Annotated in this window: 17 protein-coding genes, 2 tRNA genes and 1 pseudogene; 9 read left to right on the top strand and 11 right to left on the bottom strand. The window is 38.9% G+C overall.

The window, feature by feature from the left end; translation table 11 throughout:
• Positions 1–4 precede the first annotated feature (4 nt).
• The 4 genes from N4T56_RS09145 to ttcA all read left to right on the top strand — a co-directional run bounded on the left by N4T56_RS09145 (position 5) and on the right by ttcA (position 3572).
• Complete coding sequence (locus N4T56_RS09145; protein WP_261733003.1) at positions 5–694, top strand: sulfite exporter TauE/SafE family protein; 690 nt, start codon at positions 5–7, stop codon at positions 692–694.
• 55 nt (positions 695–749) lie between these two features.
• Positions 750–1502: an electron transport transcriptional regulator EtrA gene (gene etrA, locus N4T56_RS09140; protein WP_261733002.1), complete on the top strand. Its 753-nt coding sequence runs from the start codon at positions 750–752 to the stop codon at positions 1500–1502.
• A gap of 107 nt (positions 1503–1609) precedes the next feature.
• A complete protein-coding gene (gene uspE / locus N4T56_RS09135) occupies positions 1610–2539 on the top strand; it encodes a universal stress protein UspE (protein ID WP_261733001.1) in 930 nt (309 codons plus the stop codon).
• Positions 2540–2675: 136 nt separating this feature from the next.
• Positions 2676–3572 (top strand): tRNA 2-thiocytidine(32) synthetase TtcA, encoded by an 897-nt coding sequence (ttcA, locus tag N4T56_RS09130; protein ID WP_261733000.1) that lies wholly within the window; start codon positions 2676–2678, stop codon positions 3570–3572.
• A 74-nt stretch (positions 3573–3646) separates the two neighbouring features.
• Here ttcA and N4T56_RS09125 read toward each other — a convergent pair whose 3' ends face one another.
• Both N4T56_RS09125 and N4T56_RS09120 read right to left on the bottom strand, forming a co-directional pair.
• The gene (locus tag N4T56_RS09125; protein WP_261732999.1) at positions 3647–4288 is read right to left on the bottom strand and encodes a DUF2987 domain-containing protein; all 642 of its coding nucleotides are present in this window, start codon (positions 4286–4288) and stop codon (positions 3647–3649) included.
• A complete protein-coding gene (locus N4T56_RS09120) occupies positions 4281–5099 on the bottom strand; it encodes a glucosaminidase domain-containing protein (protein ID WP_261732998.1) in 819 nt (272 codons plus the stop codon). The genes N4T56_RS09125 and N4T56_RS09120 overlap by 8 nt, the downstream gene beginning before the upstream one ends.
• 259 nt (positions 5100–5358) lie before the next feature.
• Here N4T56_RS09120 and yvcK point away from each other — a divergent pair, with 259 nt between their 5' ends.
• Entirely contained in the window at positions 5359–6300 is a 942-nt protein-coding gene (gene yvcK, locus N4T56_RS09115; protein ID WP_261732997.1) for a uridine diphosphate-N-acetylglucosamine-binding protein YvcK, read from the top strand.
• 113 nt (positions 6301–6413) lie between these two features.
• Here the strand turns inward: yvcK and N4T56_RS09110 are convergent, their stop codons facing one another.
• From N4T56_RS09110 to thrS, 5 genes and pseudogenes are all read right to left on the bottom strand, one after another.
• On the bottom strand, positions 6414–7607 hold the full coding sequence (locus tag N4T56_RS09110) for an amino acid aminotransferase (protein ID WP_261732996.1): 1194 nt from the start codon (positions 7605–7607) through the stop codon (positions 6414–6416).
• A 227-nt stretch (positions 7608–7834) separates the two neighbouring features.
• Positions 7835–8194 carry a 50S ribosomal protein L20 gene (rplT, locus tag N4T56_RS09105; protein ID WP_011637486.1) on the bottom strand — a complete coding sequence of 120 codons (360 nt, stop codon included), beginning with the start codon at positions 8192–8194 and terminating at the stop codon, positions 7835–7837.
• Positions 8195–8212: 18 nt separating this feature from the next.
• Positions 8213–8407 (bottom strand): 50S ribosomal protein L35, encoded by a 195-nt coding sequence (rpmI, locus tag N4T56_RS09100; RefSeq protein WP_011865828.1) that lies wholly within the window; start codon positions 8405–8407, stop codon positions 8213–8215.
• Between the two features lie 83 nt (positions 8408–8490).
• A complete protein-coding gene (gene infC, locus N4T56_RS09095; protein ID WP_261734785.1) occupies positions 8491–9033 on the bottom strand; it encodes a translation initiation factor IF-3 in 543 nt (180 codons plus the stop codon).
• Positions 9034–9036: 3 nt separating this feature from the next.
• Positions 9037–10963 (bottom strand): annotated as a pseudogene (gene thrS / locus N4T56_RS09090) (threonine--tRNA ligase).
• A 502-nt stretch (positions 10964–11465) separates the two neighbouring features.
• On the opposite strand from thrS, the gene N4T56_RS09085 reads away from it, so the two are divergent.
• Positions 11466–11666, top strand: coding sequence for a CPXCG motif-containing cysteine-rich protein (locus N4T56_RS09085; protein WP_188921524.1), 201 nt, complete (start codon positions 11466–11468; stop codon positions 11664–11666).
• Positions 11667–11721: 55 nt separating this feature from the next.
• Here N4T56_RS09085 and N4T56_RS09080 read toward each other — a convergent pair whose 3' ends face one another.
• Complete coding sequence (locus N4T56_RS09080) at positions 11722–12342, bottom strand: riboflavin synthase subunit alpha (RefSeq protein WP_261732995.1); 621 nt, start codon at positions 12340–12342, stop codon at positions 11722–11724.
• Between the two features lie 27 nt (positions 12343–12369).
• On the opposite strand from N4T56_RS09080, the gene N4T56_RS09075 reads away from it, so the two are divergent.
• The 3 genes from N4T56_RS09075 to N4T56_RS09065 all read left to right on the top strand — a co-directional run bounded on the left by N4T56_RS09075 (position 12370) and on the right by N4T56_RS09065 (position 14254).
• Positions 12370–13731 (top strand): MATE family efflux transporter, encoded by a 1362-nt coding sequence (locus N4T56_RS09075; RefSeq protein WP_261732994.1) that lies wholly within the window; start codon positions 12370–12372, stop codon positions 13729–13731.
• A 331-nt stretch (positions 13732–14062) separates the two neighbouring features.
• A tRNA-Val gene (locus N4T56_RS09070) sits at positions 14063–14139 on the top strand.
• Positions 14140–14177: 38 nt separating this feature from the next.
• Positions 14178–14254: transfer RNA gene (locus N4T56_RS09065), tRNA-Val, on the top strand.
• A gap of 365 nt (positions 14255–14619) precedes the next feature.
• Here the strand turns inward: N4T56_RS09065 and N4T56_RS09060 are convergent.
• The 3 genes from N4T56_RS09060 to N4T56_RS09050 all read right to left on the bottom strand — a co-directional run bounded on the left by N4T56_RS09060 (position 14620) and on the right by N4T56_RS09050 (position 23580).
• On the bottom strand, positions 14620–17892 hold the full coding sequence (locus tag N4T56_RS09060; protein ID WP_261732993.1) for a DEAD/DEAH box helicase: 3273 nt from the start codon (positions 17890–17892) through the stop codon (positions 14620–14622).
• 209 nt (positions 17893–18101) lie between these two features.
• A complete protein-coding gene (locus N4T56_RS09055) occupies positions 18102–19679 on the bottom strand; it encodes a hypothetical protein (RefSeq protein ID WP_261732992.1) in 1578 nt (525 codons plus the stop codon).
• Positions 19669–23580 carry an N-6 DNA methylase gene (locus N4T56_RS09050; protein ID WP_261732991.1) on the bottom strand — a complete coding sequence of 1304 codons (3912 nt, stop codon included), beginning with the start codon at positions 23578–23580 and terminating at the stop codon, positions 19669–19671. Before N4T56_RS09050 ends, N4T56_RS09055 begins: the two co-directional genes overlap by 11 nt.
• Positions 23581–23651 lie beyond the last annotated feature (71 nt).

Here is a 23651-nt window from a genome sequence, read left to right as displayed (position 1 = left end):
CGTTATGATTGAATATAATGTTGGTGGGGCTTTTTTAGTTGGGCTCATGGGCGCAGCCCATTGTTTTGGGATGTGCGGCGGCCTGATTGGTGCATTTTCAGCCAATATACCTAACAGTGGTACAAATCAATTAGCCAACCAATTAACCTTTTTGCTCAGTTATAACCTTGGCCGAATTACAAGTTATACCCTTGCTGGTGCGTTTGTAGGTGCAAGTGCATCAGCGCTAGGTCAATTATTTGATGCAGATACCTATTTATTAGTATTGCGTATTATTGCTGGCATCATGATGATATGTACTGGTTTATACATCGCGCAAATTTGGTCTGGTATTGTCCATATTGAAAAATTGGGCAAAATTTTATGGCGCTATTTACAACCTTTAACGCGTAAAGTGTTACCCATTAAGCATCCTCGACAAGCACTTTTGGCTGGAATGGTTTGGGGGTGGTTACCCTGCGGCTTAGTTTACAGTACCTTAACATGGTCAGTTGCTTCTGGCAGCGCACTTCAAGGTGGCCTGATTATGTTTGCCTTTGGCCTTGGCACATTGCCTGCTTTACTTGCAGCTGGTGTAGCGGCTAAAACACTCGCTAATTGGGTACAAATGAAAGCGGTTAGACTGTTGAGTGGTTTACTATTAGTGCTCTTTGGTTTACAAACACTTTATATTGCTTTTAGTCAGCTAAACTAGTTAGTAATAGCAATTTGGTTTACTATATTAATGTTTACATCAACTGAGATTGGGTATGACTTCAGATCTAAATAAAGCTCGTCGACCATCAACCAGCGGTTGTGCAATTCATTGCCACGATTGCAGTATGGAATCTTTGTGTATTCCTTTTACGTTGAATAATGATGAGCTTGATAAACTAGATAATATTATTGAACGTAAAAAGCCCATTCAAAAAGGTGATCTCATCTTTAAATCAGGTGATGGTTTAAAATCACTGTACGCAATCCGCTCAGGAATCATTAAAAGCTATACCATTACAGAGCAAGGTGATGAACAAATTACTGGTTTTCATCTTGCTGGCGACGTTATTGGGTTTGATGGCATACATGCTCAACAGCATCAAAGTTTTGCTCAAGCGCTCGAAACATCAATGGTATGTGAAATCCCATTTGATACTCTCGATACCCTCGCCGGTACTATGCCCAAATTACGTCAACAAATTATGCGCTTAATGAGCAGTGAAATCATGAGCGATCAAGAGATGATTCTATTGCTTTCGAAAAAGAATGCGGAAGAACGTCTTGCTGCATTTATCAGTAATCTTGCTAAGCGATTTGGCAGCCGTGGTTTTTCAAACAAAGAATTTAGATTAACCATGACACGTGGCGACATCGGTAACTATCTCGGTCTTACCGTCGAAACAATCAGCCGTTTGCTGGGCCGTTTTCAAAAAAGCGGGTTAATTGAAGTGAATGGTAAGTACATCAGCATTGTTGATCATAACGCACTTGCTCAATTGGCAGGCAGCTCTCGTATCGCAACTTAAAGTTAATTTGTATGATCTACCTCATGGTTTATTTATTAGGGAACGGTAATACTATATTTAGTTAAAATAAAATAAAATAAAATAAATTCAACAGCTTTGGAGGTTATATGAAGGATTATAAAAAGATTTTGGTGGTGATTAATCCAACGACTGATCATCAACCTGCATTAGCACGTGCAGTAGAACTTGCCTCTAAAAGTAATGCTGAAATCACAGCATTTTTATCCATCTTCGATTTCTCTTATGAAATGACTTCAATTCTGTCTAGCCAAGAACGTGAAGCTATGCGCCAGGGGGTTATTGATCAACGTATCGCTTGGTTAGAGAGTGCCATTAGTGGGTTTAGCAGTAAAAACCTCACCATAAACACCGAAGTGGTTTGGCATAACCGTCCTTTTGAAAGTGTGATTAATTTTGCGATTAATGGCGAATTTGATTTAATCGTTAAAAGTACTCATCAACATGACAAGCTTAAAGCCGTAATATTCACGCCTACTGATTGGCATTTAATGCGTAAATCGCCAGTACCAGTATTAATGGTTAAAGAACATGATTGGCCGGTAGCAGGTAAAATTGTTTGTGCGGTAAATGTGGTCAGCGAAGATGATGATCATCAAACATTAAATGGCAAAATCATTTCTCATGCCCTCGATTTAGCGAAAAAGTTCTCTGCTAACGTTCATCTCGTTAATGGTTACCCTGGCACGCCAGTTAATTTAGCAATTGAACTGCCTGACTTTGATGCCAATATCTATAACAATACCGTGAGAATGCAGCATGAGCAACGCGTGCAGTATCTTGCTCAGGCTTATAACATTCCGCTAGAGAATTGCCATGTGGAAGAAGGTTTACCTGAAGATGTTATTCCTGAGCTGGCCAGTAAATTAGACGCAGAGCTTGTGATTCTTGGGACTGTCGGCCGCACTGGATTTTCAGCTGCATTAATAGGTAATACGGCTGAACATGTCATCGATAGTATTAATTGCGACTTATTAGCGATTAAACCTGACGGATATAAATCACCTTTAGAAGAATAGTCGATATAGAGTAAGGTAAACCCTTTACCCTGCCCTCGATTACTGGAATAATACGCGCCCTGAAACACTTGGTTACTGGGCGCATTTTTATGTCTGACGTTGAAGTCGAAACACTCGTTAAAAAAATATTACTCGCATGAATAAACTGCAAAAGCGTTTAAGGCGTGAAGTGGGTTCGGCGATTGCGGATTTCAATATGATCGAAGATGGCGATCGTGTTATGTGTTGCTTGTCTGGCGGTAAAGACAGTTACACTATGCTAGATATTTTAATGAACCTTCAACAACGTGCTCCAATTAAATTTGAAATCGTTGCGGTAAATCTAGACCAAAAACAACCAGGCTTTCCTGAAGATGTGTTACCTGCTTACTTAGATAAGTTAGGTGTGGCATATCATATCCTCGAAAAAGACACCTACTCTATCGTTAAAGAAAAAATTCCAGAAGGTAAAACGACCTGTTCATTATGTTCAAGATTACGTCGCGGTACCTTATATGGTTTTGCTCAGCATATTGGTGCGACCAAAATTGCATTAGGTCATCATCGCGATGACATTATAGAGACAATGTTTTTAAACATGTTTTATGGTGGCAAACTCAAAGCGATGCCACCTAAGTTGTTGTCTGATGATGGTGCCAATATGGTGATCCGTCCATTAGCGTATTGCCGTGAAAAAGACATTGAAGCTTATTCAGATCTTAAAGAGTTCCCGATTATTCCGTGTAACTTGTGTGGTTCACAAGAAAACCTTAAGCGTGGCGAAATTAAAAATATGCTTAAGCTTTGGGATAAACAAGCACCTGGTCGTTTAGAAACTATTTTTACAGCGATGCAAAATACCGCGCCTTCTCAAGGTGTTGACCGTGAGCAGTTTGATTTTATCTCACTCATGCGTAACCCTGATGCCGTTAATAATGGTGATGTGGCTGATGCTGATTTACCTGCATTTGATTTCGTTGATATCAATAATAATGGCCATATTAATTTAGATGTCAGCAACCGAATTGATGTTGTGGCTACATTTAAACCTTAATCAAACTTGCGAATAAAAAAAATGGCGTTGCAATTGCAACGCCATTTTTTTATTCGCAAGGGCTTAATTTAACGTTAATGGTTTAATACCAATGGGCTAACGACACTGGGTTTAGTACTAAAATCAAGCTGCGTTAATCGGTTAATCTGCTCAAGATCGAGAGTAAACTTTTTAGAAATTTTTTGCTCTTTACAATCAATTGTCACGCTAGCATTTGAGTCAGCAAAATCAAAACTCATACCATCAATGGGTTTTCTAAAATACTTCATCGGAAAACCTTGCAAGCCATCTAATAAACGATTCATATCAGTATTAAGGGCTAACAATTGTGCTTGAGTATAGTGTTGTTGTGTTTCACGAGCACGCACTTGCATCGCTATTGCACATTGGCTTGCATCACCCGCAACTTCAATATTAACCAAACCGCGATCAGACTTTAACTGTGCATCAAACGGGATAAACAGTCGTTGCTGCTTAGTGTAAGTTAGAGGGTAAGTGGCTTTTTCAGTAGTGATACTGCCAGACTTTATGGTGCAGTCAGACGTGATAGGTACACTAAAGGCCAGCTCTACAAGTTGATAATTTTGTTTATTCACTTGCTTTAAGCGATCATAAAAGCCTACGTATTCTAAAGAAACGGTTTCTGCAATACTGTTACTAGTGATTAAAATAGATGAAAGTAAAATGAATCCGTTAATGAGCGGACGACTACGCATTGGCTTTAGTTCCTGTTAGGTATGGCTTGTTATGTTTTAGCATTTCAAGAAGTTCATCGATGTATTCGTGTTTGCGTTCTGAGTAATTAACCAAACCGAACACCAATTTCTCTGCTGTCGGTTTGATTTTTTGCTCCCTTAAATCCGCCCTAATAGAGCGAAAGAGTCTGTATGCTGAATGGGTGTTGAGGTTAATCATATAGGCAATAATTGAGTCTTTTGGCGAGTCGAATACTGCAACCTCATGAGTTTTACCTTGATCGCGTGAGTTTGGTACTAAACCACAACCTTCAGTAAAGCACCACTGTCCAAAAAAGTTAAATCCTTCTGTCGCAAAGCGTGAGCTGCCCCAACCGCTTTCATTGGCCGCTTGCACTAGCACCATGTTAACCGGAATAATATCAATGCGTTTCAATAGAGGGCTTAATGTAGTTCGAGTAAAAGATTTCACATCATATTGGTATTTTTCAACAATGGATTGTAAACGTTGCTCATCTGTCGAACTTAATCCAATCCCATTATCAATTTGTTCAAGTATTGCTAAAACAAATTGACGTTCATGTATGATGATTTGATTTTGTGCTTCAATGGCGAGTAGCAAATAGTTAAAAAAGGTGACCTTTTTAGTCGGGATATCATTAATTTTAGCAAAGTCTGGCATTTTTCCTAAGTCTATATTTTGCAGTTGACCGAGTTTGTTATTGTCAGGGCTTTGTGGTGTTTGTGAGATAATAAATAACCTGACTGCCAATAACGCAAAAATTGCTAACCCTAGCGCAAATGTAATTTGACCTATATTGCCTATCTTCAAATTGACCTACCTATTACCTAAATCTTTAAAATAACAGAGTAATTATAACCATAAATAACTGTTTATGCAGTAATTGCGCAAGGTTTTGAAATATCGACTAATAACCTTACTTACTATGCTAACCCCAAGTTCACGAAATCATAAAATTAATGACACATTAATGACATGGAACAGGTAAAATTGATCGACGTAAAAGAGTCTTATTGATAGTAGATATGGCATCTTCCATTAAACACCTCAAGGATTTGAGAGATACCCCATGTTGAATAAAAAATTAACACACATTAATCATGTGGTAGCCATTGGTGGCGGACATGGTTTAGGCCGAATATTAGCTTCGTTGTCGTCGCTTGGCTCGCGGTTAACCGGTATTGTTGCAACCACAGACAATGGGGGGTCAACCGGTAGACTTAGACAAGATCAACAAACTATTGCTTGGGGGGATTTACGTAATTGCCTATCTCATCTCGCTAATAGGCCGTCATTAGGTAGCATGTTGTTTGATCATCGTTTTACCGGTAACAATGAATTAGCGGGACATAACCTTGGCAATGTGGTGTTACATGCTTTAGACCAATTGTGTGTGCGTCCGCTTGAAGCCGTTAATTTAATCCGTGGTTTGCTGAAAATTGAAACTTCAATCATTCCGATGTCAGAAGCTTCAACGCATTTAGTGGCACTGAGCCATTGCGGTAATAAAGTGTTTGGTGAGTTAAATGTTGATGGCATGAAAGAAGCGCCAATAGCATTAACACTTGAGCCTGAAGTTCAAGCAACATCAGAAGCCTGCGCAGCCATTGAACAAGCACAATTAATCATTCTTGGTCCTGGTAGTTTTTTAACCAGCGTTATGCCACCGTTATTATTACCCGAAATTGCCATCAGTATTCGAAATGCCAACGCTCATGTGGTGTTAATTGATAATTTGACTGCAGAATACTCGCCTGCTAGTACGTTTAGTATTGAAGATAAAATTGTTTGGCTTAACCAGGTTATCGGTAAAAATGTTATCACTGATGTGATTCAACATGGTACTAAGCCTCAACTCGCAAGCCATTACAGTCATGAGGTGAGATTTAATCAATTCCCGTTAATGAGCGATCATCATCCAGGGCTTCACGACAAACAAGCATTAGCGGATGCTATTGAAGAAGTTTGTCATTTCCAATTTGCGCCATTGCATTTACCAAGGTGCAGTTAATAATACAACCTTTCCTATGAGTGTATTATGCCAAAGCTTACAAAAACGATTACCTACAAAAAAGGCTGCAGTAGCAGCCTTAATTATATTGTGTTGATCAAATCAAAGATTCACTACAGTACTTGTGCGATTGCCTTGCACACCGCTGGCATATTGTTTTTGGTTAAGCCTGCAACGCTAATACGACCTGAGCCAACAATGTAAATGGCAAATTCATCTTTTAAACGAGCGACTTGTTGTTTGTTCAGTCCTGAAAAACTAAACATACCGTTTTGACGTGAAATAAAGCTAAAGTCTTGCTCAACACCTTCGGCTTTTAAACTGTCGACAAACAATGTGCGCATTTCAGCGATACGTTGACGCATTTCAGTTAATTCAGCTTCCCATTCTTGACGTAATGTCGCATCAGACAAAATAGTGCTGACAATTAATCCGCCATGTGCAGGAGGATTAGAGTAATTTGCACGGATATTCTTTTTAATTTGGCTAAAGCTATTCGTGGCGGCTTGCTCATCTTCAGCAACTACGGTAACTGCGCCAATACGTTCATTGTATAAACCAAAGTTTTTTGAAAATGAGTTAGCGATTAACAGTTCAGGCACCACGGCAGCAACAGCACGTAACCCTTGGGCATCTTCATCAATCCCGGCACCAAAACCTTGATAAGCAAAATCAAATAACGGTAATAACTCTTTAGCTAAACATACTTGAGCGACTTGTTGCGATTGGGCTAACGATAAATCAATACCGGTAGGATTATGACAGCATCCGTGAAGGAGAACGACGTCACCCGCTTGAGCTTGCTCAAGATCGGTTAACATGGCTTCAAAATCCATATCATGAGTTTCAGCTTTATAGTAACGGTATTCTTTAACTGTTAAGCCGGCTGTTTCAAAAATATTCTTATGATTAGCCCAGGTAGGATTGCTCACCCAAATGGTCGTTGATTGAGTGTTACGCACTAAAAATTCAGAGGCTACGCGTAATGCACCAGTACCGCCAGGTGCTTGTGCTGTTGCGGCACGTTTATCGGTAATGATTTTACTGTTTTCACCAAACAATAAACCTTGAACAACTTGGTTATATGCTTGAACGCCTTCAATACCTAGGTAGTTTTTGCTCTTTTCTGTCTCCAGTAAAATAGCCTCTGCTTTTTTTACTGATGACAACACAGGGGTTTGTCCTGCTTCATCTTTGTAAATACCTACGCCTAAATTGACTTTATGAGCACGAGTATCGGCTTTGAACGCATCGGTTAAGCCTAAAATGGGGTCTGCTGGAGCAAGAGTGACTTGAGAAAAGATCATTACAACTATCCTAAGTAAGGTGATGAGACAAGTTTTCTTATTTATACCACTCTATGGGCAAGCTGAGTAGTGAGTTTTTTGATTGTTGAAACTAAATCACGTAAACGCTATAAATATATGCAATATTGACGCAACTTCGGCTACTTGAGCGTTGATAGGTGGTTTATACAAAAAGAAGATATAAAAAAAGGAACCATAAGGTTCCTTTTTCCAAAGCGTTTCACTAATTACTTAGTTAATGCTTCTTTTGCTTTTTCAACTAAAGTTGCAAATACAACTTTGTCGAATACAGCGATGTCAGCCAAAATCTTACGATCGATTTCGATAGACGCCTTTTTCAGACCGTTGATGAAACGGCTGTAAGACAGACCATTTTGACGTGAAGCCGCATTAATACGTGCAATCCATAATTGACGGAATTGACGTTTTTTCTGACGACGGTCACGGTAAGCATATTGACCAGCTTTTGTTACTGCTTGAACAGCAACACGGTAAGTACGGCTACGAGCGCCATAATAACCTTTAGCTAGTTTAAGTACTTTCTTGTGACGAGCACGAGCGGTTACACCACGCTTAACTCTAGGCATTGTTTATCTCTCCTTTAATTAAGCGTATGGTAGTTGACGTGCAATTGCTGGCACATCAGACTTAGCAACTAAACATTTAGCACGTAAGTGACGCTTACGCTTAGTGCTCTTCTTGGTCAAAATGTGACGTAAGTGTGCTTGTTTGCGCTTGAAACCATTAGCGGTTTTCTTAAAACGCTTTTGTACACCCTTGTCTGTTTTCATTTTAGGCATTTCTAAAACTCCGCATTGGGACGTTAATAAACGTAAGGCGAGCAAAAGCCTCAAGAGACTTTTGCTACTTTTAGGTTGCCCTACTATTTCTTTTTAGGTGCTAGCACCATAATTGCTTGACGACCTTCCATTTTCGGGAAAGATTCGACAACCGCATACTCTTCCAAATCAGCCTTGATACGGTTCAAAAGATCCATACCTAGGTTTTGGTGTGCCATTTCGCGACCACGGAAACGCAGCGTAATCTTCGCTTTGTCCCCATCTTCTAGAAAACGAATCAGGTTGCGTAGTTTTACCTGATAGTCGTTTTCATCAGTGCCAGGACGGAATTTTATTTCCTTAACCTGAACCTGTTTCTGCTTCTTCTTTTGTTCCTTTTGAGCCTTAGCTTTATCAAAAAGGAACTTACCGTAGTCCATTATGCGACAGACCGGAGGCTCAGCATTAGGACTAATCTCTACGAGATCAACACCTGCTTCATCTGCAATACTCTGAGCTTCTTTAATGCTAACGATACCAATTGCTTCACCGTCCAAGCCCGATAAGCGGACTTCAGGTACACCAGTGATTTCATCATTGATTCTATTAGGGGCTGGCTGTCGCCCTGCTGTTCTTTTGATCTTTATGACCTATTCCTCCAACAATTTGAGACTACGGAGCGAAATTTGTTGACGTATCATAGAGGCGAAATCTTCTAATTTTAACTTGCCTAAATCGACACCATCACGTGTACGCACCGCGACTTCCTTATTTTCCATTTCTTGATCACCAACGACCAACAAATAAGGCACACGTCTTAGTGTGTGTTCGCGTATTTTAAAGCCTATTTTCTCATTCCTCAAGTCAAAAGATGCTCGAATACCCTGATCTTTGAAGAATTTTACAATATCTTCCACATAATCAGCTTGTTTGTCGGTAATATTCATCACAACGACTTGCATTGGAGCAAGCCAAGTTGGGAATTTACCTGCGTATTCTTCTATCAAAATGCCTAAGAAGCGCTCTAATGAGCCTAAAATAGCACGATGGATCATTACTGGCGTCTGGCGACTGTTGTCTTCAGCGACATAAGTTGCACCTAAACGCGAAGGTAATGCGTAATCGAGCTGTACTGTACCACATTGCCATGCACGATCTAAACAGTCGTGTAAGGTAAATTCGATTTTTAAGCTATAAAACGCGCCTTCGCCTGGTAATATTTCAAATTCAATATTATTCGCGGCTAAAGCTTGCTTAAGTGCTTCTTCTGCACGATCCCACATATCATCATCACCAATACGCTTTTCTGGGCGCGTTGATAATTTAACGACAATGTTTTCAAAACCAAATGTGGCGTAAGTGTCATATACCATTTGGATACAAGCACTCACTTCTTGTTGTACTTGTTCGTCTGTACAAAATACGTGAGCGTCATCTTGAGTAAAACCACGCACGCGCATTAAACCGTGTAATGAGCCCGATGGTTCATTACGGTGACAACAACCAAACTCTGCCATACGTAGTGGCAAATCACGGTAAGACTTTAACCCTTGGTTAAAAATCTGTACGTGGCCTGGGCAGTTCATTGGTTTAATTGCATATTCGCGGCTTTCACTGCTAGTAGTGAACATTGCATCTGCATATTTGTCCCAGTGGCCAGAACGTTCCCATAAAGAACGATCCATCATTAATGGCCTTTGACTTCTTGATAAGTGTATTGACCTAGCTTTTGACGGATAAATTTTTCTAGCTCTAGGAATAAGCTCCAACCATCGTTATGCCAAAATACCATACCAGGTGCTTCTTCTTGCATATGATATAGGTCTAATTGCTTACCAATTTTACGATGGTCACGTTTGGCAGCTTCTTCTAAACGCACTAAGTGAGTTTTAAGTGCCTTTTTGTCTGCCCATGCTGTTCCGTATATACGTTGCAACATCTTGTTGTCAGAATTACCACGCCAGTAGGCACCCGCCACACTCATTAATTTAAAGTGTTGGCAAAAACGCATGTTAGGTACATGCGGCCACGACACATATCGATATATTCTTCGTGATGATAAAGTGCAGGAGTCGCATCTTTACTGATGTTCTCATCTAAAATGGCAATCTTATATTCTTCACCGCGCTCACTGAATGCATCACGCGCTTGTTGCCAAGAGACCACTTTTTTTACCACGTCGTAATTGGTTTTAGCTAACTGCTGCATACGCTTTTCAAGCGCATCAATATCTTCTTGAGTTAACTTGTGCTCTAAATCGATGTCGTAATAAAAACCGTTGTCGATAACAGAGCCAATAGCCATTTTTGTTTCAGGCCACATTTGTTTGATCGCGTGACCTAATAAATGCGCACAAGAATGGCGAAGGATTTCAACACCCTCGTCGTCTTTAGCCGTAATGATAGCTAACTCTGAATCTGCAGTGATTAAGTCTGTTGCATCTTTAAGTTCACCGTTAACACGTCCGGCGATACAAGCCTTGGCTAAACCAGAGCCAATGTCTAATGCAACATCGAGGGTTGATACAGGATTGGCAAACTCACGTTTACTGCCATCAGGCAATGTAATAATAGGCATGAAATGTCCTTGTCCAGTGGTGACCCACACGTAGAGCCACATGGTAATAAAGTATGTTCAGTTGAACGAATGACACGTTAATGAAATCAAGACAGTACAGGAGTCTTAGTTACCCAAAAACGTAGGCGGTTATTCTATGTGATAAGCACTTTGTGGCGCAACCTTACAAAGGCTAATATGGAATATATTTATAACAAATCGATAAATTGAATAATCTTTGCTTAAAACGTAAAAAAGTTAGTGATAAAAAACTCAAATATTTACAGGTAATTAGGCTGCTGAAAATCGATTGCTCATCGTAAAAACTGTACGAAACTCATTTAGCTTGAAATAAAAGGTTTTATTAAGCATTTTATATTCAATCGCTTAGCGATCTGAGCCTTGCAATATTTGTTTTTGATTCAAAATAATTCACTGCAAAGAAAATCAACCTTATGGTTGATCCACATTAAAATATTCTCACTATACTGTGTTTATCAATACCTCTGTAGGAGATAGTGACATGAGATTATTATCACGCACAATCAGTTGCCCGCACTGTGGGCACAACCAACATGTCACCTTAGATGCAAGCGCGGGTGATCAAGAATATTACGATGATTGCAGAATTTGTTGTAACCCGATCCATATTCGTATGCATTTAGATGATAATCGGCGGATGATTGAGTTGCATGTTGACTCTGATGATGAGCAAATCTATTAGCTTACAAACATAAGCTGTAGGGCTATTGTTGTAAGCTAATAAATAAGACTTAGCGTTAGTTATTAAGTAACTGCTTTTTTGCGAGTACGCGCTCTACCGTGTCAACGATAACTTGCGTTTGACTGTCGATTTCAATATTGAATTTGTCACCGGCTTTATAGTGACCTAAATTGGTTAGTTTTAACGTTTCAGGAATTAAATGTAGTATAAAGCCATCTTCACTCACCTTACCTACCGTTAAACTACAACCGTTTATACCGACAAAGCCTTTATAAAAGATATAATTCATCCAATGCGGGTCAACCTGTAGCTCAATATTATAATGTTCAGCAGTATTACTGACCGCTTTTACAGTGGCTTGAGTATGGACGTGCCCCGATAAAATATGACCACCGATTTCAGTACCAAATGTTAATGAACGTTCAATGTTTACCGCATCACCCACATTAATTTTGCCTAGATTGGTTAGCGCTAATGTTTCTTCCATTACATCAAAGAAAACTTTATCATTTAGCACCTTGGTGACGGTCAGGCAAACGCCATTATTAGCAACACTTGCTCCCGTCACTAATCCCTGTGTCAATTCTGGTGTCATCTTGACTTCAAATGTTTTAAGACCCGCTTGCTTTTGAATAGAAACCACCTCGCATGTGGCTTGTACGATACCAGTAAACATATTTTTCGTTCCGTTATAGGCTTTTTAATGAATAATACAGGTTTCCAAATTAAGCGCTTAATAATATTGGCGCTTCCGGTACTTATTGCACAAGTGACACAAACCATGATGGGGTTTATTGATACCGTTATGGCTGGTCGTGTTAGTGCCGTTGATATGGCCGCGGTGGCTGTTGGTACCAGTTTATGGCTACCTGCTATTTTATTTGTTCAAGGGTTATTGATGTCGTTTACACCGGTGTTTTCACAGCATCATGGTGCAAATAACCAACAAGTCATCCCATCATTAATATTTCAAGCGAGTTATATTGCCATAATTGGCGCTATAGGGGTGATGATCTTTCTCGCATCTTCCACTTATTTACTCGACTTGATGGATTTAGAGCCGCAATTACAGTCACTCACCGTGGGTTATATCGACGCGATATTGTGGGGTGCTCCAGCTTTTGTTCTTTACCAGGTTCTTCGGGGCTGTAGTGAGGGTATTTCATACACCATGCCTACAATGGTCATTGGGTTTATTGGTTTAGCCGTCAATATTCCAGCTAACTATGTCTTTATTTATGGTGGATTTGGGATCCCAGCAATGGGGGGCGCTGGATGTGGCGTAGCTACAGCAATTGTATTTTGGGCAATGTTATTGGCAATGATTATCTATATGTTAGTCGATAAGACATTTAAAGAACTTAAGCCATTTAGTCAGTTCTATCGTCCACATTTATCTAGTATGTGGTCAATGATAAAATTAGGTATGCCAATTGCGCTGTCGATATTTTTTGAGGTCAGCTTATTTGCCATCATCGCATTATTTTTAGCACCGTTAGGTGCTACCGTGGTGGCGAGTCATCAAATTGCCCTTAACTTTTCCTCTATCGTCTTTATGTTGCCGTTATCTATCGGTATAGCGGTTTCAATTCGTATTGGTTACTACCTTGGCCGCGATCAACCTGAGGTTGCAGCGTTAGTATCAAAGGTAGGATTAGGACTTTCATTAGTATTAGCGGTTTGTACAGCCCTCTTAACGGTTACCTTTAGACACGAAATAGCTTTACTCTATAACGACAACCCAGAAGTGGTTACACTTGCAGGCAGTTTAATGATGTTAGCGGCTTTTTATCAAATATCAGACTCGATCCAAGTTGTTGCAGCTGGTGCATTACGAGGTTATAAAGACACCCGTAGCGCATTTTACATCACGCTTTTTTCTTATTGGGGTATCGGTATGACTGCGGGGTATTTATTAGGTTATACCCAGTTATTCGGAGCCCCATTAGGGGCTAAAGGATTTTGGATTGGGCTCATCGCAGGGTTAACTGTCGCAGCGATTTTGTTTGCTATTCGATTAAAGTATATCCAAAAGCACGGTACGAAATTTCAGTTAGTGGGCTAATGAGGCTGTTTTAACAGTTTTATTGGCAACGGATTGCTTAAGCTTGAATCAAGTTGCGCAGCAAATCACCATTTAGTCATAAAAATGTTTTTTTTTCTTGCAAGCAACTACCTATCCCACTTAATATAGCGACCGCTTTGAAACAAAACATAATTTACGTTGTTTTTAAGCATTACACCTGTAGCTCAGCTGTTAAAAAAGAGTAGCACTACCTACTCATTTGAAAAGCTGTGGTAGGGGGTGGTATTCTCGATGTAAAAAGCAGTCCACTCGGGTGTACCACTCTTTTCAAAGAGTCTAAACATTGAGATATTATCAAAAAGTAAACAATACACCCGTAGCTCAGCTGGTTAGAGCACTACCTTGACATGGTAGGGGTCGGTGGTTCGAGTCCACTCGGGTGTACCACTCTTCTGACAGAGTATAATCAGTCAATTTCAAACAATACACCCGTAGCTCAGCTGGTTAGAGCACTACCTTGACATGGTAGGGGTCGGTGGTTCGAGTCCACTCGGGTGTACCATTTCTAGCTTTAATTCTTTGAAAAAACAGCAAATTATAAATAATACTGAATTTATATTAAGTTGATGTTTGTGCCTAAACAAAATAATTCGTGCCTAAACCCCGAAAGTTGCAAAAATATTCAAACACCACCTACCACAGCTCACCGCTTAGTGAAGCTTTATCACGCAATCAAAATTTGTTACTGTGACCTCATAAAAGTGCGTTTTTGCAATTTTGTGCCCATTTCGTGCCAAACATGTTGGCACAAGTTGATTTTTGAAACTTTTGAGCTGACCCCTACCTTAAAAGGCACAACAATTAATTATCTATTGTTTAGCATGTCAGAGTAATTCAATAATTATTATCTGTTATAGCTATGGATAATTAAGAACACCAAACTTGCAAGTCAGCCATTGTTGTCTTTTTAATAAACAATTCTGTTGTACCGAGCAATTTTAGCATTTCTTCAGTTATTGATGACTTTAGTACGCCTGGCTGCACAATAGTCACCTGAAACTCAACGGATGTTGTTCTTGATCTATTTTTCAAATTTTCTAAAGCCGCAATATTACCTTTTAAAAACCTACTGTTTCCTTTGCTTCTCCACGCAGATTCCCGCTTTTTAATATGTTTATAAACATAAGGTAATCCAACATGCTTCCAACGGACTGAGCGCTGAGCCTGTCCACACACTTCATATAAATCACTCAAACGTCTTCCGGGGGTTGCTCCGTGCGAATATTTACAGTGATACAAACTTAAAATGATTTTGTCTGGTAGAGATCTAAGCGCAACTAAATCAGCCGCCTCACCACTATCATCGTCATTGATGATGATATCGAATTCATTCTCAATTTTTTTCCAAGTTTGATACTGCACGCTGTCTGTTTTTTGACTTGCCCCCATCGATTCATTTGTAATATCTACTGTCCACTTAACGGGAGTTAGATGTTCTCTAGCAAACTCACCAATGTTATTTTTTACCTCTACCCAATAGCAGTTATATGAAAACGATCCATCTGCGTAATAAATAAATATTGGGTCTTTCAACATTTCTTCCATCAGAGGCATTTCTTCTGAATTGCCAATTTGGATCTTTATTTCATCGCCTTCAATTAGCTTATATTTATAGCCTTTCGGTAAATCTCCATCAATTATCAATTCGTATACAGAACGATATAATTCAGATTGAAAAACTAGTTTTGGATTATTGTTTGATTCGTCCCAATCTACCTTTAAATCAATCTCATACAAATATTGAAATACAGTACCAAAATAGATCATAACTCCATCCTCAAACCTCTGCTGAAGTTGTTCACCCCACTGAATAGAAATAGGTTTAGAGTTATGAGGCTTTTCTATCTTAGTCGGACGCAAGAAGTCTCGTGTAATGTTCGCTTCATCGGTACTTCCATTAGCTACTTTATCCCAAGCATCTTTTACCCAATCTAACCAATCAGCAATCGTTCCTGCTTGTGGAGACCATACTTTTCCTTTTCTCTCCGAGCATCCCCACAAAACTTTGTCTCCATTCTCATATCCCAAAGCCGCTATGTTACTTAAAGTAGAAGCAGACTTTTCAACTGCACTCAGCCCTTCTGTCACGTTTGGATCGAAAAACTGTGTGAAGCTAATAGCTCCATTCTGTGCAGAGCCAAGATTGGTAACCAAAGGGTATTCAATATTATTGAGGACATTAAATATCTGCTTTCCAGACATAACGAATGATGATTCGCCACAAAGCTTTTCTACTAATTTTTCAACCTTAAAGCTCTTGTAGTCATTAGAATAAACGAACAGCGCATCTCTAACTCTATCCCAATGAGCGATTAATATTTTGTAGTTAATGTCATTGATGTCTTTGAAATGCCCCCACTTTACTGCCGTACTTTTGACAGCGAGGAGCACCAATATATTTTCTTCTACTGAGATTGAATGCCAATGTTCATTACAAGCAAAATCTATCTCTTTAAATTTCTCTGGCTGCCAGTTGTTGCAATCGGTTTTAAATAACATAGCGGAATGAGATGGTCGTAAATTCCAAAGTGATAACTGATCATGTAAATCACCTTCACCTTTTAACGAATCAACTACATCCTGTAAGCGGACTTCCCGCTCTATTTGATTCTCCGATAATCGCCTAAGCACTACATCCCAGTCAGCACCTAAAGCATAAAGTTTTTGAAGTGCGCCCTCTACACCAGGATCAGCGATGTTAACGACAACCTTTGCAACGTCTAATTTTTCCTTGCTCGACACTCGCGTAAAGCGACCTATAAACTGTAATGTGATAGCAAGACTTTTATGGTGTTCATGAATTGCAGCTACTTTTAAATTAGGAAGGTCATAACCTTCCCCAAGCATATCAACACATACTACAAGCTTTGAGGTTTTAGCCTTTAACAAGTCTAAACGTTTGTTTTGTTCTGTTTTTGTCAAGTCAGAGTGAACAAGTATGGGGTTCAATTCGGGAGCAAGGCGTTTATAAAGTTTATATACTTCCTCCGCTCGAGATTTAGTGCGAACCCTAGCCATCATCAAATGATCAAAACCGTCACCAATATCTTTCTTAAGCAAAGCTAAAGCTTTATCAGCAATAGATTCATCCATCTGCTCCTGAAAGTACTCTTCTACAGGCTCTAATTGGACACTTGTGAAATAGCCAGCTCGCTGCGCTTCACCCATTGTGTAGTTATAAATAATCTTGGCACCAAGACTCTCAGTATCATTTCGAAATGGCGTTGCAGTAAATTGCAAAACACGTTTCCCAACAAACTTTTCTTTTATTTCATTCCATTTTTTAGCTGATATGTGATGAGCCTCATCAACAAACAAATAATCACAGCCTTCACATAAAACATCCAAAACTCCAGCTTTAGAAAACTTGGAATTAAGAATTTGAGGTGTGGCGATAATGACATTCGAATTTTCTAAAATCTGTTTAGCGTCATCACTGGACTTGATACCATATTTAATCTTTGTCACTGCTGGATAAAGAGTATCCTTCTCGATAACTCCCAGTTCTTTGAGGCACCCAAGCGTTTTGAATTTTTCACCTATTTGATCTCTAAGTGAATTTGACGGAACCAAAACCAATACTTTTCTACACCTATGATAAATAGCTGTAGATAGCATTGTTTCGGTTTTGCCCGTACCTGTTGGCAAAACTACAGTGCTAGGCTCAATGTTACTCTTGGAAAACTCAGCAGAAATGGCATGCAACGCTCCCACTTGGGGCGTTCTGAGACCATGAGTTTGTAACTCTTGATCTTCTTCCTTGAAACTGAACTTATTAATCCATGATTTAGCAACATCTGTTGGAGACAGTTTTTTTGTGAAATAAGCTGGAGACCTTAACCAAATCAAAGTCGTTTCAGAATAAATAGGGTTAAAATCGGCTGACTTTTTAACCTTTAAAATGGGCAAATCTGGATAAGCACTAACATCACATTTACTACTTTTCACCAGTAAAAAACGCTTAAGGTAAATATCTACATTAGTACTACCAATCAACACACCAGCAGTACCTGTACGAGCTAAGTGAACCTCAGTATTTATTTCTGGATAAAGCAACCTTTCGACTTTATTCCCATCAACTTTGATTTCACTATTCCAAACAGTAGGAATTTTCAAACTAACTTTCTGTATTTCAGGCATTTACTTCACTTCCTTATAATTTGCATTTACCTACACAATGCACAATAGGTGCCTAAATTAAATCACTATATTTTCAAGACCTTAAAAATTCAGCTTAAATTTGTTTGTATTAAATTTTACCAAAATGTAAATTTTATTACTTTCATGTATACAGAATACGAAGAGTGATAGCTTAACAATACCGACATACCAATCTGATCATCCGAAAACTAAACTCCGTCTTTGCTTTTCGCTAAATCATTTTGCAAAGACGCGACTAGTTCAACCGCAAGTAACATAGATGAATAAACCATTTGAAGGTTCATTTTTTCGCCTTCTTGATGTTGTCCGAAGTCTCCAAATGGATAAAGAGCATTTATTGCTACATAGGTTGATTTGGAAACTACTTTTGCAAGTGGGTTTGAGCGCTCTGGTGTAGTAAGAGCTTTTAATAGTTTTAAGCGCTTAGCTCCTTGGGGAAAGCTAGTTTTAAACTCTTGCAGACTTTCATGTTCTTTATGGTAATTCCAAGTATCAAAATGACCGTCGGGGACGACTTTCCCTCCAAATTCAGCATTCCAGATAATGTCAAAGCACTTATCTAAAATCCCCCTAATACCACTTAAACAAACGCTTGGATGGTTTGGTAAATCTTCCAAGCTTCTTTGTAAATACCTATTTAATTCATGATCGATGTTCGATATTTGTACAATTCGCTTAGATAAAACATGATTAAAGTTTTGGGCAAACGCTTCTTCACTACTGAATAGACGGTCAATCGCCCCTTTTTCATTAGCTCGGCTTTCTAAATAACTCTGCAATAAACGACTCGGCTTAATCAATTTGCTACCACTAGCCCTTGCAAACCCTTTCTCAACAATGCTCGTTTTATCCGAATGACTAGCACCTTGAATTTCCGACTCTTCAACTAATAACCTAATATTGTCTTGTGTAGCTGGCGAACAATCATGCCAAAGGTCATCTATAAAGTTGTGATTTGATTCAAATGAACATGACACTGCATCTTGTACTAAAGCGTTAGTAATCTTTTTTCCATCATGTGCATGTAATAGATAATTCAATACTTCTAACAATACAACTGGAGTTCCATTGGTTGCATTATACAATTCAGTTAACGCCCCCTTATCAAACTCTACCTGACAGTAATTTGTTAATATGTCAGCTATCTCATTTTCATCAAAGCAATCAACACGGATTGGTGTCGATAGGAATATATTCCAAAAATCACTCGTTTGTGCATCAGGGTTTCGAATCAACTCCCTAAGAGACTTTCTGCTAGCCGTAATTAGTGTCAATGACTTATTCTGCGCTAACTCTCGTAATTGGTCCCACAAATTCCTTGTTAATTTGTCACTAGATAGAGCTTTATCAAAACCATCAAAAATCACTAGAATTTTTGTTTCATCGTTTAATGCGTCTAAAACTTCAGCGATATCTTGCTGAAAAGTGTCTTTCGATGATTTTAAATGTTCTGAGTAATCTGGAAATTTATCCTTTATAGCCTCAGATAAGTTGGTTGCAAACTGACTTAAAAACTCTAAATCATTTTTCGGTGTAATATGACCAAGATCCCACAGGAGTACACACGAATACTCTGTGCTACCATCTGATGAAACAATTTCCTTTAGTTTTTTCAAAACTACTGTTTTACCAGAGTATCTTGGATCAACAACTTGAATGTGATCTGGTACAGGTTTTGTAATCGCTGTTAATATTTCATCAAGAATATTTGAACGCCCAATTAGCTTAGGTTCATTACCCGTAACTGGAAATTTTCTATTTATCATTTATCGTTCCCTCATCATTAAGCGCATTTTTTAATACTACTTCGCTATCTTGATGATAACTAATCCACTTAGCCATTAGCGGCACTTCAATTGCGTAATAGCCAGTTCCATCTTCACCAAAAAAATTAACTAGTTCTAATTCTCTTAAATAAGCAATATCAGCTTCTAACTCATCGTCTTTTACATCAACGCCATTTTGCACTAAATATTCTTGCAGCATCCCAAACGTGCATAAAGGTTTGTTATCAAAATTACTAGATAATGTGCATAGTAAAACTTGCCTTCTATATCCGCCGTTAACAGGCTCTAAGCGTGCATAATCCCATAAGCTTGCAAAGTGTTCGTCAGCTACAATTAACTCACCTGCAATATGATTTACATCATAAGTTTTGATTGAGTGCTCTGAATTCCTAACAGCATAATCAAAAATACGATTACAGATTTTTTGAATAAGATAAGGTTGTCTTGCGGTTAAACTCAAAATCAGTTCTACAGCTTCACCAGAATATGCTATGTATTCTTTAACTGGCTCTATTACAACTTTTTCAGCACTTGCCTTGTCCAAAGCACTCACTGTTAGATTCGTGCCTAGACCATATAATGCTGACCAATACTCTTCGCGAAGTCTCTTCAATCTTCGTGAACCTGTTAAAATAGCCGAAAACCTTGAGTAATTTTGAATTAGATACCGAATATTTTCGGGAAGTTGAGGAGAAGTAACACCATTATCTATGCCTTCTTGAAGCTTATCGAATTCATCTAGCATTAAAACAATACCGAGTTTCTTGTCTTCTAATACAGATAGTAAAACCTCCAAATAGTCTCTGAAATCAATAAATGGTGAATCTTCGCCGATGCCAGCTTTACATGACCTTGCAATTCCTAAAGCAGGCTTACCTGCCAAGATTATTTTTCCATCCGGCAAAGGAACATCAATATCTAATTTCGTAATAGCGGAAGCAATTGATTTTGCTATTTCTCTAAATACTTCCTCTGTTGGAACACCTACTTTATTCGACGCCCCAGTAGCTCCCTGTAGGCTCGAATATACTACCAACCAATTTGGTATTGTTTTATTGCCCTCTAAATGTTTTAGTATTGACGTCTTACCCGCACGTCTATTACCCTCCAATAAAATGACATTTCCCGTAGCTTCTACCTGACGCTGAATTTGATTAAGCAATGTTTCTCTACCATAAAACACTAACGCACCATTTTCTGGTGCAAGAGGACTACCAGTTACATATGGGTTACTAGCAGAATCAAATGACTTAAATTCCTCACTCAGTTGCGTTAGTTTTATTGCAAGCTCAGAGCTTCCACTCACCTGTTTCCCAGCTAGCGTTTCTGCTCGCCACATTACGGTAAAGCTAACCCTATCAGCATCTGAAGTTTTACATGATAGTGAAACTTCCATCGAAGCGTGGTCGGCCAAATAATAAGTGTCGCCTCTACCAAAATTAGGAGATGTTTCTACCACCACATTCTTCAACGGAAGAAAACCTTGGTTATTTAGTGAAATAGAAAACTCCACATTGGAACTCTTTTCCAACTCCCCAACTGACGACGACACCAAAATACTAACATTGGCTAATATCATGTCGATGCTTCTGTCTATCCATCCTTGAACATAAGCAAAAACGCGGAGCAATCTTTCCTCCAAATTGTAATTTCCAGCCGTTACTTCACGCAGTTGAACTAGTTGTTCACTCGCATCTTGAAATATATTTAATAGAACAGGACCCGGTGGAATTTTGTTAATGTCCTTTAAAACGCGCAATATGTTTAGGACTCTTGAATACCAATCTTTTTGTTGTGAATTTAGTTCATCAATTACTCCGTCAATGCTCAACACTTTTGACGAGATCTCACTCAACAAATTGGCAGACTTTTCAATGCTCGAATCATTGCCAACTAATTTGGCTAGCTCCGTTTCCATCGTATCGACAAGGCATTCAACAGTATTTTCACCAGACTGCTGACTGTTCTCTTTTAAAAACGTAATTACATCTGTTCCATGCTGTTCATACTGTGCTACAGCACGCTTTTGCATTTCTAGTGACGGCAGTAAGATGGGCAACGTTTTTATTACGTCGGTATTTATGTGTTGCTGAACAGCCCCTCTTTTCCTGCTATCTAGCCAATCCTGACAAAATGAGGTCGATAAATAATACAGTAGGTATTCTGGTGAAACTTTGGCTGAGTTTATTCGTAAAACGTAAAAGTTATTACCCGCAAAAGCCCCTTCGCCAATATCATCAACTAGCGCTAGCTTTCCTATGGTGCCTGTTTTCGATATTAAAATGTTACCTTTATATAATTTATTGTCGTAATAAGCTCTAGCTAACTCTTCCTGTACCCAAGTAGTGACCTTCTGTATTTTAAAATTTTCAATATCTCGAATACGGATATAACCATATGGATTTTCTGTATCAGTTTGTTCCGAACTTCTAACTGACTTGCCTGTATTTATTTGTGCAACTTTAGATAAGTTTTCAACTTTAACTTCATCCCCCATCAACTTTCTAAAGTCGGTTAGCAGGAGAGTTAACGCATCATCTTCCTTACGAACAGGATTTAAGTCCCAATTATTGGTTGCGATTTCTTCGAAAGATACATCCCAAAAGGCGCGAGTTGAAGCTCCTAAACCCGCAGCTCTCTCTTTCACACCCGGAGGCAAAGGAATTGCTTCAGGTAACTTTTCACGGAACAGTTTTTCTAAAATATCATGCAGCAGAACCCTAGGCAGCAATTGAGATGTTTTACTATTCACATGTTGCAAATACGCTGAAAGATCTGCAAATCGAACTTTGTGAGTTCTCTTTTTACTAGAACTTAGTAGAAGTAAAGCTCCACGGATTCCGGAGTCTTCAATTAACGTCTTTGGTGGAATTCTTACTACAGCTTCTATGTAGCCGTGTTCTACCAAGTATCTTCGTAATTCTATTTGAGATTTATTTTTACCGAATAACAACCCTTCAGGTATAGCTATTAATGCTCTGCCACCCGGCTTCAATGAAAATATAGCCTGCTGTATAAACATTCCAACAATATCATTTGTAAGAACAGGGAATTGTTTTTCATAACATAAATGACGATAATCTTCTCTTTTAACCCCAACTGGAGGCTGAGCTAAAACAACGTCATATTTAGGTTGCTGGCCTCGTCCATAGGAATCATATAAACCACTTCTTCTGCTTAAATGAAAGTTAAACGTTCCAGATAAAAAGAATCGCACCATCGCAATGAGAATGGAGTCTTCTGATAAGTCATATCCAGTGAAAGAAGTATGCGACAAGAAATCCGTGTCTGCGGTTTCAATTGCGTTGTGAGCAGCTATTAGGAAGTTACCTTCGCCAACGCACGGATCTAAGATGGTTTCTCCGCTTTTAGGGTCAGCGATAGCCACTATTAGTTGTGAAAGTAACTTACTAGACGAGAATTGTGTTGTTTGAGGAGTTCTTGTTTCCTGTAATATTACCTCAAACAATTGTGAAATATCTTTTCTACGATCTAAACGAAGCCCTCCCCATTGGTTAAACCAATAAAGAGCCTCCATGACGACTCTTTTGTCTTTAAATAAATGGTACTTTGACGAGAAATCGAGTTCACTTAACCCTTCAACTTTTACAGAGTGTCTAAGTAAACTTAGGCTTTCATCGATATGTTGATCGATTTCACGGAAACTGATGTCTGAAGAAAATAACCTGTTCAATCTATCGGCAAGCTTCAAACTTTCACTTTCACCATTGTATTCAGCAAAACTAATCATCTCATCACGCAACCATCTCAAAAGAAATAGAAGCACTAATAAATTGCGTACATCTTCTTTGCTAACACCAAAAGAATGAAGGCGTGCTAAGATGCTTTTAACTGAACCAATTAATTCTTTATTATCCAAAATTTATACTCTTTCTGTTTTCTACTCTATAAATTGCACATCCAATGCCAATTTAAAGAACAGGCTACAAC

This window comes from Shewanella phaeophyticola, assembly GCF_025398315.1.
Lineage (GTDB): Bacteria > Pseudomonadota > Gammaproteobacteria > Enterobacterales > Shewanellaceae > Shewanella > Shewanella phaeophyticola.
Note: the sequence above shows the minus strand (reverse complement) of the source record. Positions and strands in the feature narration are given on the sequence as shown.

Excerpts from the sequence above, each read along its gene's own strand:
- yvcK (WP_261732997.1), top strand. The coding sequence starts at position 5,359 with ATGTTGAATAAAAAATTAACACACATTAATCATGTGGTAGCCATTGGT.
- N4T56_RS09085 (WP_188921524.1), top strand. The coding sequence starts at position 11,466 with ATGAGATTATTATCACGCACAATCAGTTGCCCGCACTGTGGGCACAAC.
- uspE (WP_261733001.1), top strand. The coding sequence starts at position 1,610 with ATGAAGGATTATAAAAAGATTTTGGTGGTGATTAATCCAACGACTGAT.
- N4T56_RS09145 (WP_261733003.1), top strand. The coding sequence starts at position 5 with ATGATTGAATATAATGTTGGTGGGGCTTTTTTAGTTGGGCTCATGGGC.
- etrA (WP_261733002.1), top strand. The coding sequence starts at position 750 with ATGACTTCAGATCTAAATAAAGCTCGTCGACCATCAACCAGCGGTTGT.
- N4T56_RS09075 (WP_261732994.1), top strand. The coding sequence starts at position 12,370 with ATGAATAATACAGGTTTCCAAATTAAGCGCTTAATAATATTGGCGCTT.
- N4T56_RS09110 (WP_261732996.1), bottom strand. The coding sequence starts at position 7,607 with ATGATCTTTTCTCAAGTCACTCTTGCTCCAGCAGACCCCATTTTAGGC.
- rplT (WP_011637486.1), bottom strand. The coding sequence starts at position 8,194 with ATGCCTAGAGTTAAGCGTGGTGTAACCGCTCGTGCTCGTCACAAGAAA.
- N4T56_RS09060 (WP_261732993.1), bottom strand. The coding sequence starts at position 17,892 with ATGCCTGAAATACAGAAAGTTAGTTTGAAAATTCCTACTGTTTGGAAT.
- N4T56_RS09055 (WP_261732992.1), bottom strand. The coding sequence starts at position 19,679 with ATGATAAATAGAAAATTTCCAGTTACGGGTAATGAACCTAAGCTAATT.
- N4T56_RS09080 (WP_261732995.1), bottom strand. The coding sequence starts at position 12,342 with ATGTTTACTGGTATCGTACAAGCCACATGCGAGGTGGTTTCTATTCAA.
- N4T56_RS09125 (WP_261732999.1), bottom strand. The coding sequence starts at position 4,288 with ATGCGTAGTCGTCCGCTCATTAACGGATTCATTTTACTTTCATCTATT.
- rpmI (WP_011865828.1), bottom strand. The coding sequence starts at position 8,407 with ATGCCTAAAATGAAAACAGACAAGGGTGTACAAAAGCGTTTTAAGAAA.
- ttcA (WP_261733000.1), top strand. The coding sequence starts at position 2,676 with ATGAATAAACTGCAAAAGCGTTTAAGGCGTGAAGTGGGTTCGGCGATT.